The organism is Halomonas garicola, from assembly GCF_031935715.1.
Taxonomy (GTDB): domain Bacteria; phylum Pseudomonadota; class Gammaproteobacteria; order Pseudomonadales; family Halomonadaceae; genus Vreelandella; species Vreelandella garicola.
On the sequence record NZ_JASSZF010000008.1, the window covers coordinates 42,945 to 58,396 of the forward strand.

The 15,452-nt window shown below is 64.5% G+C and carries 15 protein-coding genes; 7 read left to right on the top strand and 8 right to left on the bottom strand.

The annotated features are described in order from the left end of the window. Positions 1 to 4 precede the first annotated feature (4 nt). Genes RS027_RS04785 through mnmG form a run of 3 tightly spaced genes read right to left on the bottom strand, consistent with a single transcriptional unit; the run spans position 5 to position 3,354 of the window. Positions 5 to 772: a ParA family protein gene (locus RS027_RS04785; protein ID WP_311954788.1), complete on the bottom strand. Its 768-nt coding sequence runs from the start codon at positions 770 to 772 to the stop codon at positions 5 to 7. Then, positions 773 to 1,453 carry a 16S rRNA (guanine(527)-N(7))-methyltransferase RsmG gene (gene rsmG, locus RS027_RS04790; protein ID WP_311954789.1) on the bottom strand — a complete coding sequence of 227 codons (681 nt, stop codon included), beginning with the start codon at positions 1,451 to 1,453 and terminating at the stop codon, positions 773 to 775. Further along, positions 1,450 to 3,354, bottom strand: a complete 1,905-nt coding sequence (gene mnmG / locus RS027_RS04795; RefSeq protein ID WP_311954790.1) for a tRNA uridine-5-carboxymethylaminomethyl(34) synthesis enzyme MnmG — start codon at positions 3,352 to 3,354, stop codon at positions 1,450 to 1,452. Before mnmG ends, rsmG begins: the two co-directional genes overlap by 4 nt. A gap of 700 nt (positions 3,355 to 4,054) precedes the next feature. Between mnmG and RS027_RS04800 the strand changes: the two genes are divergently transcribed. Beyond that, entirely contained in the window at positions 4,055 to 4,741 is a 687-nt protein-coding gene (locus RS027_RS04800; RefSeq protein WP_311954791.1) for an SDR family oxidoreductase, read from the top strand. A 15-nt stretch (positions 4,742 to 4,756) separates the two neighbouring features. Here the strand turns inward: RS027_RS04800 and RS027_RS04805 are convergent, their stop codons facing one another. The 5 genes from RS027_RS04805 to argC all read right to left on the bottom strand — a co-directional run bounded on the left by RS027_RS04805 (position 4,757) and on the right by argC (position 8,917). Continuing rightward, a complete protein-coding gene (locus RS027_RS04805) occupies positions 4,757 to 5,551 on the bottom strand; it encodes an amino acid ABC transporter ATP-binding protein (RefSeq protein WP_311954792.1) in 795 nt (264 codons plus the stop codon). Positions 5,552 to 5,560: 9 nt separating this feature from the next. Continuing rightward, a complete protein-coding gene (locus RS027_RS04810) occupies positions 5,561 to 6,232 on the bottom strand; it encodes an amino acid ABC transporter permease (protein ID WP_311954793.1) in 672 nt (223 codons plus the stop codon). A 154-nt stretch (positions 6,233 to 6,386) separates the two neighbouring features. Further along, positions 6,387 to 7,121, bottom strand: coding sequence for a transporter substrate-binding domain-containing protein (locus RS027_RS04815; protein ID WP_311954823.1), 735 nt, complete (start codon positions 7,119 to 7,121; stop codon positions 6,387 to 6,389). Between the two features lie 267 nt (positions 7,122 to 7,388). Continuing rightward, positions 7,389 to 7,742 (bottom strand): iron-sulfur cluster insertion protein ErpA, encoded by a 354-nt coding sequence (erpA, locus tag RS027_RS04820; protein ID WP_311954794.1) that lies wholly within the window; start codon positions 7,740 to 7,742, stop codon positions 7,389 to 7,391. A gap of 137 nt (positions 7,743 to 7,879) precedes the next feature. Continuing rightward, positions 7,880 to 8,917, bottom strand: coding sequence for an N-acetyl-gamma-glutamyl-phosphate reductase (gene argC, locus RS027_RS04825; RefSeq protein WP_311954795.1), 1,038 nt, complete (start codon positions 8,915 to 8,917; stop codon positions 7,880 to 7,882). A 132-nt stretch (positions 8,918 to 9,049) separates the two neighbouring features. Here argC and RS027_RS04830 point away from each other — a divergent pair, with 132 nt between their 5' ends. The 6 genes from RS027_RS04830 (at position 9,050) to hemW (ending at position 15,427) form a co-directional block, all read left to right on the top strand. Next, positions 9,050 to 10,861 carry a chloride channel protein gene (locus tag RS027_RS04830; protein ID WP_311954796.1) on the top strand — a complete coding sequence of 604 codons (1,812 nt, stop codon included), beginning with the start codon at positions 9,050 to 9,052 and terminating at the stop codon, positions 10,859 to 10,861. A 31-nt stretch (positions 10,862 to 10,892) separates the two neighbouring features. Continuing rightward, complete coding sequence (gene hemJ, locus RS027_RS04835; RefSeq protein ID WP_311954797.1) at positions 10,893 to 11,324, top strand: protoporphyrinogen oxidase HemJ; 432 nt, start codon at positions 10,893 to 10,895, stop codon at positions 11,322 to 11,324. 14 nt (positions 11,325 to 11,338) lie between these two features. After that, a complete protein-coding gene (thiD, locus tag RS027_RS04840) occupies positions 11,339 to 12,145 on the top strand; it encodes a bifunctional hydroxymethylpyrimidine kinase/phosphomethylpyrimidine kinase (protein ID WP_311954824.1) in 807 nt (268 codons plus the stop codon). Positions 12,146 to 12,169: 24 nt separating this feature from the next. Beyond that, the gene (hemL, locus tag RS027_RS04845; RefSeq protein WP_311954798.1) at positions 12,170 to 13,453 is read left to right on the top strand and encodes a glutamate-1-semialdehyde 2,1-aminomutase; all 1,284 of its coding nucleotides are present in this window, start codon (positions 12,170 to 12,172) and stop codon (positions 13,451 to 13,453) included. A gap of 160 nt (positions 13,454 to 13,613) precedes the next feature. After that, the gene (gene rdgB / locus RS027_RS04850; protein ID WP_311954799.1) at positions 13,614 to 14,249 is read left to right on the top strand and encodes an RdgB/HAM1 family non-canonical purine NTP pyrophosphatase; all 636 of its coding nucleotides are present in this window, start codon (positions 13,614 to 13,616) and stop codon (positions 14,247 to 14,249) included. Between the two features lie 11 nt (positions 14,250 to 14,260). Then, a complete protein-coding gene (hemW, locus tag RS027_RS04855) occupies positions 14,261 to 15,427 on the top strand; it encodes a radical SAM family heme chaperone HemW (protein ID WP_311954825.1) in 1,167 nt (388 codons plus the stop codon). Positions 15,428 to 15,452: the final 25 nt, after the last annotated feature.

Sequence of the window (15,452 nt, forward strand, 5' to 3'; positions counted from 1 at the left end):
GGTATTAAAGGGCCAGGCGGCTGAGCATTTCCTTGGCCAGCACGCGGTAGGCCTGGCTGCCGCGAGAAAACCGCGCGTAGTGGCTCACCGGCAGGCCGTGACTCGGCGCTTCGGCCACCTTGACGTTGCGCGGAATGGTGGCCTTGAGCAGCCGGTCGCCGAAGTAGCCGCGCAGCTGGCTGTCGACTTCCCGGGTCAGGCTCATGCGCTTGTCGTACATGGTGCGCAGGATACCCGAAATCTCGAGCTCGGGATTCACGCTCTGCTGGATCTGCTCGATGGTGCCCAGCAGCGCGGACAGGCCCTCAAGGGCGTAAAATTCGCACTGCAGCGGAATCAGCACGCCGTCGGCGGCGGTGAGCGCGTTCACCGTGAGCATGTTCAGCGACGGCGGGCAGTCGATGAGAATAATCTCGTAGTCGTCGGCCAGGGCTACCAGCGCCCGGGCCAGGCGGCCCTGGCGCTCGTCGACCTGCAGAAGCTCGACCTCGGCGGCGGTCAGGTCGCCGTTGCCCGGCAAAACGTCATACCCCGCCGGCAGCTCGCCGATGATAGCGTCCCTGGCGGCGGTGTCGTCCAGCAGCACGTCGAGCACGCTGGTCTCGAGGTCGTGCTTGTCGATGCCGCTGCCCATGCTCGCGTGCCCCTGGGGGTCAAGGTCGACCAGGAGTACACGACGCCCGAGCGCTGCCAGGCTGGCGGCAAGGTTGACGGCAGACGTGGTCTTGCCCACGCCGCCTTTCTGGTTGGTCAGGGCGATGATCTGGCTCACTTACTCCCCTCCTTCCGGGGTCAGAATCAAAAGCTGGCGTTCGGCGTCGGCAAAGGGCACCTCGAGCCGACGGCGCTGCTTGAGCGCTACGCCGGCGGGCAGGTCTTTCAGCTCGTCGGCGGCACCGGGGCCCTTCATCGCCAGCCACTCGCCGCCGGCTTTGGGCAGCCGGCGGGTCAGGGAGACAAAGTCTGCCAGGCTGGCAAAGGCCCGGGAAATCACCTGGTCAAGGCCGCCGGCGTCGAACGCCTGCACCCGGGCCTGGGTCGCGGTGACGTTATCCAGTCCCAGCTCCATGATCGCCTGGCGCTGAAAGCGGACTTTCTTGCCGTTGCTGTCGAGCAGGGTGACGTCAAGATCCGGCACCAGAATGGCCAGCACCAGCCCGGGAAGCCCCGGCCCGGCGCCGACGTCGAGCAGCGCCCCGGGGCGAATGAAGGGCACCACCGCCGCGCTGTCCAGCAGGTGGCGGGAGACCATCTCGTCAACGTCGCGCACGGCGGTGAGGTTATAAGCCCGGTTCCACTTGTGCAACAAGGCCAGAAGCCCCAGCAGCCGGCGGCGCTGGTGTTCGCTTGCGTCAATGCCCAGCCGGGCCAGGCCGTCGTCCAGGCGCTGGCCGGTGGCCGATGCAAGCCCGGCGGTCAGCGCGGGGGCAGGGAGCTGCGTTGCCTGGCTCATCCGTTGGCCACCTCGGCGGTCGTCAGCAGGCGATGCTTTTTCAGATGGATCAACAGGATCGATACCGCCGCCGGCGTCACCCCGGCAATGCGCGACGCCTGGGCCAGGGTCGCCGGGCGCGCCTCGCCGAGCTTCTGGCGAATCTCGTTGGACAGGCCGTCCACCCGGGCGTAGTCGAGATCGTCCGGCAGGGGCGTGGCTTCGTGACGCTTGAGCTTGTCGATCTCTTCCTGCTGGCGGTCGATGTAGCCCTGGTACTTGGCCTGGATTTGCACCTGGTCGGCCACGGTGTCGTTGGCGACCGGCTCTCCCTCGATGCCGGGGAGCCCGGCGATGTCGGCGTAGCCAAGCTCGGGGCGCTTGAGCAGATTCGCCAGGGTGAACTCCCGGGCCAGCGGCTTGCCCAGCGTTTCGGCGAGCTTTTGGCCCGCCGCGGAGCTTGGCTGCACCCAGGTGCTCGCCAGACGCCGGTTTTCCTCCTCAATGGCGTCGCGCTTGGCGCAAAACGCCTGCCAGCGGGCGTCGTCGATCAGGCCCAGCTCGCGAGCCGTCGCGGTCAGGCGCAAGTCGGCGTTGTCTTCGCGCAGCAGCAGGCGGTATTCCGCCCGGGAGGTGAACATGCGGTAGGGCTCTTTGGTGCCCATGTTGATCAAGTCGTCCACCAGCACGCCGAGATAGGCTTCGTCGCGCCGAGGCCACCAGGCCTCAAGCTCCCGAGCCCGGCGGGCGGCGTTCAGCCCGGCAAGCAGGCCCTGAGCGCCGGCTTCTTCGTAGCCGGTGGTGCCGTTGATCTGTCCGGCAAAAAACAGGTTGTGGACAAATTTGGTTTCCAGCGAGTGGTGCAGATCCCGAGGGTCGAAGAAATCGTACTCGATGGCGTAGCCCGGGCGGGTGATATGGGCGTTTTCCAGCCCTTCGATGGAGCGCACGAACTCAAGCTGGACGTCAAACGGCAATGAGGTGGAAATACCGTTGGGGTAAAGCTCGTGGGTATCCAACCCTTCGGGCTCGATAAATATCTGGTGGCTGGCCTTGTCGGCAAAGCGGTCGACCTTGTCCTCGATCGACGGGCAGTAACGCGGGCCGACGCCCTCGATGCTGCCGGAATACATCGGCGAGCGGTCGAGGTTTTGGCGAATAATGTCGTGGGTGCGCTCGTTGGTGTGGGCAATATGGCAGCTCATCTGGCGCGGGTGCATTTCGCGGCTGCCCAGATACGACATTACCGGCGCGGGGTCATCTCCGGGCTGCTCGGCGAGCCGGGAAAAATCCACGGTCTTGGCGTCAATCCGCGGCGGCGTGCCGGTTTTTAGCCGGTCAACGCGGAAGGGCAGCGCGCGCAGGCGCTTGGCCAGGGCGTTGGACGGCGCGTCTCCGGCGCGGCCGCCCAGGGTTTTATCCATCCCGATGTGGATAACGCCGCCGAGAAACGTGCCGGTGCACAGCACCACGGTGTCGCCGTGAAAGCGGATGCCGGTTTCGGTGACGGCGCCGCGCACGGTATCGCCGTCCATGATCAAATCGCCCGCCGACTGCTGAAAAATCGTCAGGTTGGGCTGGTTTTCCAGCGTGCGGCGGATGGCGCTTTTGTAGCGCACGCGGTCAGCCTGGGCTCGCGTTGCGCGCACCGCGGGCCCCTTGCGGGCGTTCAACACGCGAAACTGGATGCCGCCCTCGTCCGTGGCCAGCCCCATGGCGCCGCCCAGAGCGTCGATTTCCTTGACCAAGTGGCTTTTGCCGATACCGCCGATGGCGGGATTACACGACATCTGCCCCAGGGTCTCGATGTTGTGAGTTAACAGCAGGGTCTGACAGCCCGTGCGGGCGGAGGCCAGTGCGGCTTCGGTTCCCGCATGGCCACCGCCGATGACAATGACGTCAAAGCGGTCGGGGTAATTCAAAGGTCACCTCGTCTTGTGCGTTTGGCACCGATGTGAATAAGGCGCGGGGCGCCAAGGGTTCTCCAAGCCGACCAGTATAAACCTCCTGTGGGTAACCGTCAGGTTTTTCCACATCCGGTTTTCCGCGGTTGCTTCTCTTAATCAATAACAGATCAATTAAATAAAGAAGTTCTGTTGTTGCTGTAATAACTGGTGTGGATGATTTCTGTGGAAAAGCATTTATTTTCTATGTCTATCAGCATCTTGCATTGTTATTTAATCGGCTGATAAGCAGCGGATAGCGGGCGTACAAGCGTTGAATGAACGGTGGATAACCTTGCCGCTTATCCACCGATGCAGATAGCGACAACTTTTCCACCGACGCATACCGGCGTTGTCACCGCGCCTGTGAACAACCTGAGCGCGGCGCAGCAAACGGCCTTTTTCCCGCCTGGCGCGGGGCCCGTAGCCGTTCGGGAGCGTCCACGTAAAAAATAGTATCCACAGGCAAAAAAGCCTGTTTTAGCAGGGTTTTGGTGCAATAGGTCTGGCAAAATCGGCGCAGAGAGACCCAGGAATGCAGAATGATCGTGCAGGATGGATTCCACAGCGCGGGATCTGATAGAAGGGTAGGGACGGTATCGATCCCTTGAGCAGGAAACACGGGCGGCGTTAGTCTTGGATCTTGATTGCCCCGCGAATCCGTTAACAGGAGATCCCTATGGAAGATCGCGTATTGCTGATTACCGGCGCCTCAAGCGGCATCGGTGCCGCGACGGCTCGCGCCGCCGCAGAGAAAGGCTACCGGCTGGTACTGGCGGCGCGCAGCGTCGATAAACTCGACGCCCTCGCCGAGGAGATTGGCACCGATCGGGTGATGACCGTGAGCTGCGACGTAACCTCGATAGACGATCAGCAGGCCATGGTCGAAAAGGCGCTCGAGCGCTTCGGCCGGCTGGACGCGGTCTTTGCCAACGCCGGGCGCGGCGGTTCCCCCGGCGGGTTCAGCGGGGCAGACCCCGAGCAGTGGAAGGACATGCTGCTGACCAACGTCTACGGCCTCGGCCTGACCCTGCAGGCGACGCTTCCCGCCCTCAAGGAAAGCCAGGGCCATATGCTGCTGACCGGCTCTGCCGCCGGGCGCGCGACCATTCCCGGCTCCATGTACAGCGCCAGCAAATGGGCGGTGACCGGCATCGGCCACAACCTGCGCGAAGAGCTGCGCGGCACCGGGATGCGCGTCACCCTGATCGAGCCCGGTATGGTGGATACGCCCTTCTTTGACGAGCGCCCTTCCCATGCCATGAAAGACGAAGACATCGCCAACGCGGCGATCTATGCCCTCAGCCAGCCAGCCCACGTGGATGTCAACGAAATTCTGGTGCGCCCGACGCCGGCCGTGGAATAAATACCGCCCGTATCCTCAGTGTTTGAGTATCCGCGCGAGGAAGTTCTGGGTGCGCTCGTGCTGCGGCGCATCGAACAGCTGCTCGGGCGGGCCTTCCTCGGTGATTTCTCCCTGGTGGATGTAAATCACGCGGTCGGCCACTTCCCGGGCAAAGCCCATTTCGTGGGTGACGACCACCATGGTCATGCCTTCCTTGGCCAGCTCGCGCATGGCGTCCAGCACTTCGCCGATCATCTCCGGGTCCAGCGCCGAGGTGGGCTCGTCGAACAGCATCAGCCGCGGCTCCATGGCCAGCGCCCGGGCCAGCGCCACGCGCTGCTGCTGGCCGCCGGAGAGCTGCGACGGGTACTTGTCGGCCTGATCCTCGATGCCCACGCGCTCCAGCAGGCGGGTGGCGTTGCCGGTGGCGTCGCGGCGGCTGGCACCGCGAACCTTGATCGGTGCCAGGGTGACGTTGTCGCGCACGCTGAGGTGGGGAAACAGGTTGAACTGCTGAAACACCATGCCGACTTCGGTACGGATCTGCTGCAGCGCCTGTCCGCCCTTGCCGTGGGGGTGAAGCGTCTTGTCGGCCACGTCGAGCGAGCCCTGCTGAAACTCTTCCAGGCCGTTGATGCAGCGGATCAGAGTGGATTTTCCCGAGCCGCTGGCGCCGATCACCACCACGACTTCGCCGGGGGCGATCTCCAGATCGATATCCTTGAGCACGTGCAGGCTGCCAAAGTGCTTGTTGAGCTTTTGCATGTGCACGATAGGCGGCGCGTTCCGGTCAGGCTGCGCGGTGGGGGTCGATTGCGTCGTTGCGTTCATGGGCAGTCCTTATTCTCCGGCAAGGCCTCTGCGCTCCAGCTGCGTGAGCAAGAGGGAAAGCGTCCAGGTGATGGCGAGATAAAGCAGCGCCACCATGAAATAGACCTCCATGGCGGTAAAGGTCGTGGCGATATAGATCTGCCCCTGGCGGACGAGCTCGCCGACGCCGATCACGGAAAACAGCGAGGTATCCTTGATGCTGATGATGGCCTGGTTGCCCAGCGGCGGCACCATGCGGCGCAGCGCCTGGGGCCAGATGATGTAGCGAAACGACTGGCGGCGGGAAAGGCCCAGCGACAGCGCCGCTTCGCGCTGGCCGCGCTCGATGGACTGCACGCCGCCGCGGACGATTTCGGAAATGTAGGCGCCGGAGTTGACCGCAATGGCGGCGATCCCCGCGGTCAGCGCATTGATCGGCCCGCCGAGCAGCTGGGGCAGGCCGTAGAAAATAAACAGCACCTGAACCAGGATCGGCGTGCCGCGAAACACTTCGATATAGACAATGGCCGGCCAGCGCATCCAGCGCAGCGGGCTGATGCGCATCAGCCCGAAGATGATACCGATGATAAAGCCGATGGCGAGGCCGCCAAACGAGATCAAAAGCGTCCAGGGGACGCCGGGCAGCAGGTGGGGGATCGAGGCGAGCGCTGCTGCCCAGTCAAAATTAAAGGTTACGTCCACGGGGGCATCTCCTGATCAGGGACGATAGATAAACCGCAGTGATGAAATGACGCAGGGCCGGGAGCGATGCCCACCGGCCCTGACCACCTATAACCCTTGGTACTATATATTGGCACTATATAACAGGATGACGCTTAAGGCCGGTGCCCAAGGCCTAGTCGGCGTCGGGGGCTTCACCAAACCACTTGGTGTAGATCTCCTCGTAGGTGCCGTCTTCTCTCATGGCCGCCAGCGCCTCGTTGGCAGGCTCCAGCCACTTGCTGCCCTGGTGGAAGACGATGCCGTACTGCTGGCCTTCGTACAGCGGGCCCACTACCTTGGCCCGGCCTTCGCCCTGGGTCTGCGCGAAGTAGGCGACGTTGGGGGCGTCATAAAAGGCGGCGTCGACGTTGCGGCCAAGAAGCGCCATGTACATGTCGGAGGTGCCGGGATAGGGCGTGATCTCGGCGCTGTCGCCGAGCTCTTCCTGGAGGAAGTCGTAGCTGGTCGAACCGATCTTGGTGGACACCGACTTGCCTTCGAGATCTTCCAGGGTCTCGATGTCGTCGTTGCCCTCGCGCACCATCAGGCGCAGGCCGGAATCGTAGTAGGGGTCGGAGAAGTCCACCACCTTGGCGCGTTCGTCGGTGATGGTGGTGCCGGCAATGGCGATTTCCTGACTGCCGGTTTGCACGGCGGGAATGATGCCGGAGAACTTCATGGTGGTCAGGTTGACCTCGAAGCCGGCGCGCTTGGCGACCTCGTTGATGATGTCCATGTCGAAGCCGACCATTTCGTCGGTTTCGGAATCCAGCATCTCGAAGGGCACAAAGCTTGGGTCGGTGGCCACGTTGACGCTGGGCTTGTCCTGGGCCATGGCGGCGCCGGCGCTGCCGAGGCCCGCGACCATGGCGGCGGCCAGCAGGGTATGAGCCACAGGCGTGCGGCCGAGGGCCTGCCGGGTGATCGTTGCCAGGTTATTGTTCCGCATTGGATTATCCCCGTCTGATAGTGCCTGGCGGCGCAGCGTCGGATAGGTCCCGGCGCCGGCCAGGCAAGTTATTGGATTTTTCTGCTATGGGACAAGGATAACCTTGGCGAGAAACCGGCGATGGGTCAAGCGGGCGGGCAGGCGCTGGCGGCATGTGAGCGCCGCGCAAAGGGGCACGATCCGGCGTCAGACCATAAAAGAGGCGCCGCAGCCGCAGGTCGAGCTGGCGTTGGGGTTTTCCACGCGAAAGCGCGCGCCGGCCAGGCCCTCTTCGTAATCAACGGTCGAGCCGACCAGATACTGGTAGGACAGCGGGTCCACCACCAGCGAAGCGTCGTCAAAATCGATGAGGGTGTCGTCGTCGGATACGTTGTCGGCAAAGTCGAAGCCGTACTGAAACCCCGAACAGCCGCCGCCGGTGACGTAGACGCGCAGCTTGAGCGCGCGGTTGCCTTCTTCTTCCACCAGCGCCTTGAGCCGTATACGGGCGCTGTCGGAAAGAAGCAGCGGGGTGGGAACAAAGGATGCTGCAGTGCTCATGGCTATCTCCCGCAAGCGTGAGAGGAAATCGGGCGGTGGCCACACCGCCGATCCGTTAGCGTAATAATCTACAACGCTAAGTATGGATAAGACCCGGCAAAAGGGTCAACGTTCGTAGGATCTGCCCGAGTGGGCCGTCAGGGCATCAGCGCCGGGGCTTCAAGGCCCAGGTGCTCGTCAAGGCCGAACATCAGGTTGAGGTTCTGGATGGCCTGGCCCGAGGCGCCTTTTACCAGGTTGTCGATCACCGAGAGTACCACCACGGTGTTGCCGCCTCCCGGGCGGTGGACGGCCAGCCGGCAGACGTTGTTGCCCTTGACGCTGCGGGTTTCCGGGTGGTTGCCCGCGGGCATGACGTCGACGAAGGGCTCATCGGCATACCAGGTTTCAAACAGCGCCTGGAGATCGGCCTCCGGCTCGGCGACAAGCTGGCCGTAGAGCGTGGCGTGAATGCCGCGAATCATGGGTGCCAGGTGCGGGACGAAGGTAAGGTTGACCTCGCCGTTGTGCGCCGCGACCAGCCCCTGGCGGATTTCCGGCAGGTGGCGGTGGCCGCTGACGGCGTAGGCCTTGAACGACTCGCTGGCCTCGGCCAAAAGCGAGCCGACCTTGGCCCCCCGGCCGGCGCCGGTGACGCCGGTCTTGCAGTCGGCGATCAGCTGGCCGGGGTCGATCATGCCGGCTTTCAGCAGCGGCAGAAAGCCGAGCTGTACGGCGGTGGGGTAGCACCCCGGCACGGCGATCAGCCGCGCCTTCTTGATCGCTTCGCGGTGGAGTTCCGGCAGGCCGTAAACGGCGTCGTCAAGAAGCTCAGGCGCGCCGTGGGTCTGGCCGTACCAGGCTTCCCATTCGGCGATGTCGCGCAGGCGAAAGTCCGCCGAGAGGTCGATGACCCGGGTGCCCCGGGCGAGAAGTTCGCCGGCGAGGGCGTGGGCCACGCCGTGGGGCGTGGCGAAAAACACCGCGTCCAGGCGGCCAAGCGCGTCGGCGTCGGGCTCGCTGAAAGCGAGATCGTCGTAATGCCCGCGCAGATTGGGGTACATGTCCGTGACCTTTACCCCCGCCTCGGAGCGCGAGGTGATCGCCTCGACGCTGACGCCAGGGTGCTGGGCCAAAAGGCGCAGAAGCTCTACGCCCGTATAGCCGGTACCGCCTACAATGCCAACCTTGATCACGTTTGACTCCTTTATGACGTATGCCCGCCCCGAGTCGCCGGGCTGTCGAAGTAAATACGCCTATGATACACAATAGGGCAAGTACCAGCGTAAAACGTACGAAGGCCAGGACACTACAAGGACATTCCCCGCGTGGCACGCATATTGCGTTCGTTTTTCACCCTTAAGCGCTTCAGGCGCCAGCTCGCCAACGTCGATGCGCTGCCCCAGCTCTGCGTGCTGGGGCTGGTTTCCGGGGTGATTACCGGGGCGCTGATGGTCGGCTTTCGCAGCCTGTTGAGCCTGGGCGCGTCGCTTTATATGCCCGACGGAAGCCCCGAAGCCTTCGAACAGCTCACCCCCTGGGTGCGCGCCGCGCTGCCGCTGCTGGCGGTGCTGCTGATTGGCCTCTGGCTTGGCCGCCTGACGCCCTCCGGGCGCAAGATCGGCATTGCCCACGTCATCGAGCGGCTGACCTACCATCAGGGGCGCTTTTTACGCCGCAACTGGTTCACCCAGTGGTGGGTAGGGCTCGTTTCGGTGCTCGGCGGGCTTTCCGCCGGCCGCGAGGGGCCGGCTATTCACCTGGGCGCGGCGGCGGCAAGCGGGCTCGGGCAGTACCTGCGCCTGCCGCACAACAGCCTGCGCGTGCTGGTGGCCTGCGGTACCGCCGCCGGCATTTCGGCGTCGTTCAACACCCCCATCGCCGGGGTGATCTTCGCCATGGAAGTGGTGATGATGGAATACACCATTACCGGGTTTATGCCGGTGATACTCGCCTCCACCGTGAGCGGCCTGGTGGCCCAGCTGGCGTTCGGCTTCGAAAGCCCCTTCCAGGCAAGCGATGTGGCGCTGGGCTCGCTTGCCAACCTGCCCTGGATCGTGGTCAGCGCCCTGGGCATCGGCCTGCTGGCGGCCGGCTTTGTAGAGCTGGCGCGGGTGGGTCGGCGTCTGGAAAGGTTTCCTTTGGCCGCCCGCTTTGCGCTGGTCGGCGTGCTGGTCGGCGGGGTTGCCTGGTTCTACCCCGAGGTCCAGGGCATGGGCTACGACACCCTGGGGCTGACGTTCAGCGGCAGCTTGACCGTCGACGTCCTGCTGGCGGTGGCCGTGGGCAAGCTGCTGCTGACCGCGTTTACCGTGGCCTGCGGCATCCCGGTGAGCATCATAGGGCCGATCCTGGTGGCCGGGGGCGCGGCCGGGGCGCTGTTTGGCCTGGCCGGCAACCAGCTGATGCCCAACGTCTCCGCGAGCCCCGCGGTGTACGCCATGCTGGGCATGGCGGCGATGATGGGCGCCATTCTGCAGGCGCCGCTGGCCGCGCTGATGGCGCTTTTGGAGCTGACCCATACGCCCAACATGATGCTGCCGGGCATGCTCACCGTGGTGGTGGCCTGCCTGACCAGCCGCCAGCTCACCGGCAGCAAGGGGTTTTTCAACAGCGCGCTGAGCGGCAGCCGCCATCCGCTGCAGCATCCGCTGATGCAGGCGCTGTCCCGGGTATCGGTGCCGGCGGTCATGGAGCGCAACCTGGTGCGGACCCGGCGGATGATTACCCCCGCCGCGGCGCACAAGCTGCTCGAAACCAATCCGGTCTGGCTGATTATCGAGCGCTCGAGCCAGAAAAAGCCGCTGCTGGCGCTGCGCGGTTCGGCCCTGGCCCGCTGGCTTCTTGAGCATGAAACGCCTATTCAACAGGGGCACCGCGACTACCAGCGGATCGATCTGATGGAAATCCCCGGTCAGCGTCTGGAGCTTGCCCCCATTGGCCTTCAGGCCACGCTGTCCGAGGCGTTTATCGCCCTCCAGGATGAAGCGCTGGGCGCGCTTTACGTGGTGCACGGTCGCCATCTCAAGCAGCGGCGGATTTCAGGTATCATCACTCGCGGGGCGGTGGAACGTTACTATCAGTATAACGACCGGCCGATGGCCAACCGCGACGGCGGCAACACCAGAAATCTTCTCTGAGGCAGCCGCCACACAAAGGTAAGGAGTCAGCATGTATTTATGGGTGAAGGCGATCCACTTGATGGCCGTGGTCACATGGTTTGCCGCGCTGTTCTATCTGCCGAGGCTTTATGTCTACCATGCCATTGCCCGGGACAACGACGAGCGCGAGAGCGTGGAAAATTTCAAGATCATGGAGCGCAAGCTGTATCGCGGCATCATGACGCCGTCGATGATTGCGGTCATCGTGCTGGGCCTCATTTTGCTGGCGCTTTCCCCGCAGTGGCTCAGCCAGGGGTGGATGCACGCCAAGCTATTTTTCGTGGTGCTGCTGATTGGCTACCACCACGTCTGCCTGATTTACCTCAAGCAGCTTGCCGAAGAGCGCTGCACCAAGCGCCACGTGTTTTTCCGCTGGTTTAACGAGCTGCCGGTGCTGGCGCTGATAGCGATCATGATTTTCGCCGTGGTGAAGCCCTTTTGACGGCGACGACGCTGCTGAACGACTCGCTTCCCCCGGTGGTGCTGGTGCTCGCCGGCCATGACCCTACCGGCGGCGCCGGCATAATAGCCGACAGCGAAGCCGTGGCCGCCAACGGCGGCTGGGCGCTGACCGTGCCCACCGCGCTGACCGTGCAGAGCTGCGCCGATGTGCGCCGGGTGGTGCCGGCCGACCCGGCCCTCATGGAAGAAGCGGTGGAGGCGCTTACCGACATGCCGGTGGCTGCGATCAAGATCGGGCTGCTGGCGGATGCGGCTACGCTTGCGGCCGCCGAGCGCATTGTGCGCCGCTTCCCCGGCGTGCCGGTGGTGATCGACCCGGTGCTCAAGGCCGGCGGCGGCGCTGAGTTATCCACCCCCGATCTATGCCGACGCTTTGTGGATAAGTTGATCGGGCATGCAGATATCCTCACGCCCAACCGCCACGAGCTTGCCCGGCTGACGCCGCAGATGGCGGGCGCCGATGACACGGCCCGGGCCGTGGCGCTGCTGTCCGCGGGCTGCCAGAGCGTACTGGTCACCGGCACCGACGACCCGCTGCCGGGAAGCGGTAGCGACACGGTCACCCATACCCTGCATACGCCGGAAAGCGCTCGCCAGTGGCAGTGGCCGCGGCTGCCGGCCACGTACCACGGCTCGGGCTGTACCCTGGCGGCCGCCATTGCTGCGCGCCTGGCCGCCGGCGAGGGGCTCGCCGCGGCGTGCGAGCAGGCCCAGCATTTTGCCTGGCAAAGCCTCTCCCACGGCTACCGGCCGGCGCACGGCCAGCATTTGCCCAACCGTTTTTATACACACCGCCACTGACATATTTATCCCGAGGAGGATGTCATGACCACTTCCGCTGAACTGTTTGAACTTGCCAGCCGCCGGATCCCCGGCGGGGTCAACTCGCCGGTACGCGCCTTCAAGGGCATGGATCGCCCGCCAATCTTCATGGAGCGCGCCCAGGACGCCTACCTGTTCGACGTGGAAGGCAATCGCTACGTGGACTACGTGGGCTCCTGGGGGCCGATGATCACCGGCCACGCCGACCGCGACGTGCTCGCCGCGGTGCGCGCCCGGCTGGACAACGGCCTTTCCTTCGGCGCGCCCACCGCGGAGGAAACCACCATGGCCGACCTCATCTGCGAGATGATCCCGAGCATGGAAATGCTGCGCATGACCAGCTCCGGCACCGAGGCCACCATGTCGGCCATCCGCCTGGCCCGGGGCTACACCGGCCGCGACAAGATCGTCAAGTTCGAGGGCAACTACCACGGCCATTCCGACTCGCTGCTGGTCAAGGCCGGCTCCGGTGCGCTGACCCACGGCGTACCCAACTCGCCCGGCGTGCCGGCTTCCCTTGCCGAGCACACCGTGACGCTGTCGTTCAACGACCCGGACGACGTGGAAGCCTGCTTTGAAGAGATCGGCGACCAGATCGCGGGCATCATCGTCGAGCCGGTGGCCGGCAACATGAACTGCATTCCCGCCCTGCCCGAGTTTCTCGAAACCCTGCGCCGGGTGTGCAACGAATACGGCAGCGTGCTGATTTTCGACGAAGTGATGACCGGTTTCCGCGTGGCCCTGGGCGGCGCCCAGGCGCACTACGGCGTCACTCCGGATCTGACCTGCCTGGGCAAGATCGTCGGCGGCGGCATGCCGGTGGGCGCCTTCGGCGGCAGCCGCGAGATCATGGAGCAGATTTCGCCGCTGGGGCCGGTCTACCACGCCGGGACGCTCTCGGGGAATCCGCTGGCCATGGCCGCGGGCACCACGCTATTGAACAAGGTGCAGGTGCCGGGCTTCCACGATGCCCTGACCCAGCGGGTCGAAACCCTGTGCAACGGCCTCAAGGAGCGCGCCGACGCCGCCGGTGTGCCCATGGTGGCGCAGTCGGCCGGGGGCATGTTTGGGCTCTTCTTCACCGCTCAAAGCCGCGTGGACAACTTTGCCCAGGCCACCGCCTGCGACCCTGAGGCCTTCCGCCGCTTCTTTACCGGCATGCTCGACGAAGGCGTCTATCTGGCGCCGTCGGCGTTTGAAGCCGGCTTCATGTCCAGCGCCCACACCGCCGAAGATATCCAGCACACCCTGGACGCCGCGGAAAAGGTCTTTGCCAGCATGGCGTAAAGCCGGTCGGCGTTATCCTCGGTATTAACCCGATGACGGCGCCGTGCCTTCTATTCTGCGATAAGCCGCCTTTCCGGGCGGCTTTTTTATGGGGCCAATAGGCTTTGTACGCCGGGTGCCGCCCGGCGTACACTGAGCGACTGCCAAGGAGATCACCACCATGACCGCAACACGCACCCTTGTGCTCGCCAGCGGCAATGCCGGAAAGCTCAAGGAGTTCAACCAGATTCTTCGCCCGCTGGGGATGGACGTTCGCCCCCAGGCGGATTTCAGCGTCCCCGACGTCGAGGAAACCGGGCTGACCTTTGTGGAAAACGCGCTGCTCAAGGCCCGCCAGGCCAGCCGGATCAGCGGCCTGCCGGCGCTGGCCGACGATTCGGGGCTGGAAGTCGACGCCCTGAACGGCCAGCCGGGGATCTACTCCGCCCGCTTCGCCGGCGAGCCCAAAAGCGACGCGCGCAACAACGCCCGGCTGCTCGAAGCCCTTGCCGACTGCCCCGAAGGCCAGCGCACCGGCCGCTACTGGTGCGTGCTGGTGTATCTGCGCCATGCCTTTGATCCGGTGCCGGTCATCGTCCAGCGCAGCTGGGAAGGCGACGTGCTGGCCCACCCCCGGGGCGAAGGCGGCTTCGGCTACGACCCGCTGTTCTGGCTGCCGGGGCCGGCCATGAGCGTCGCCGAGCTGCCCGCCGAGGAAAAAAACCGCCTCAGCCACCGTGGCCGCGCCCTCGACACCCTGGTAGAAGAGCTCAAGGCCGTGCACGGCGAGGCGCCGTCCGCCAAAGAGGTCTCGTGAAACACAGCGCCATGACGACACTGCCGCCGCTGTCGCTTTATATCCACACGCCCTGGTGCGTGCGCAAGTGCCCCTACTGCGACTTCAACTCCCACGAATCCGGCCGCGACGCGCTGCCGGAAAGCGCCTACCTGCAGGCGCTGCTGGACGATCTCGACCAGGATCTGGCCCTTGCCCGGGGCCGCGAGCTCGTCGCCATCTTCATCGGCGGCGGCACGCCGAGCCTGCTGTCGCCGGCGTTTTATCGCACCCTGCTGGCAGAAATCCGGCAGCGCCTGGGGTTTGCGGCGGATATCGAAATCACCATGGAAGCCAATCCCGGCACCACCGAGCAGCAGCGCTTCAGCGGCTACCGGGATGCCGGTATCAACCGGCTGTCGCTGGGCGTGCAGAGCTTTCAACAGGCCCAGCTCGAGGCGCTGGGGCGTATTCACGGCGGCGAAGAGGCGGTGCGGGCCGTGACCCAGGCCCGGGCTGCCGGATTTGATAACCTCAATATCGACATCATGCACGGCTTGCCGGGCCAGACGCCGGCGCTGGCGCTTGACGACCTGGAACAGGCCCTGGCGCTGGCGCCCGAGCACCTTTCCTGGTACCAGCTGACCCTTGAGCCCAACACCGCGTTTCACGCCCGGCCGCCGACGCTGCCCGAGGAAGAAACCCTCTGGGATATCCAGGACCTGGGCCACGAGCGCCTGCTCCAGGCGGGGCTTAAGCGCTACGAAATATCCGCCTACGCTCGCCCGGGGCAGCATAGCCGGCACAATCTCAACTACTGGCGGTTCGGCGACTATTTGGGCATCGGCGCCGGCGCCCACGGCAAGCTCAGCCACGTGGACGAAAACGGGCAGTGGACCGTCGAGCGACGCTGGAAAACCCGCCAGCCCGAGGCCTATTTGCAGCGCCGCCACGATATGCGAGGGTTTGTCGCAGGCAAGCGCGAGGTTACCGCGGAAGAGCTGCCGCTTGAGTTCTGCATGAACGCCCTGCGGCTGACCGACGGCGTGGAGGCCAGGCTCTGGCAGGCCCATACCGGCCAGCCTTCCGCCGCGCTGCACGAACGTGTGCAAGGCAGCGTCAAAAAAGGACTTTTGCAGGAAACGTCAGAAAAACTGCAACCTACGCCCCAAGGTTTATTATTCTTGAACGAACTCTTGGCTGATATCAGCAGCGACTGAGCCGTAATTTCTGTGACATGACCCT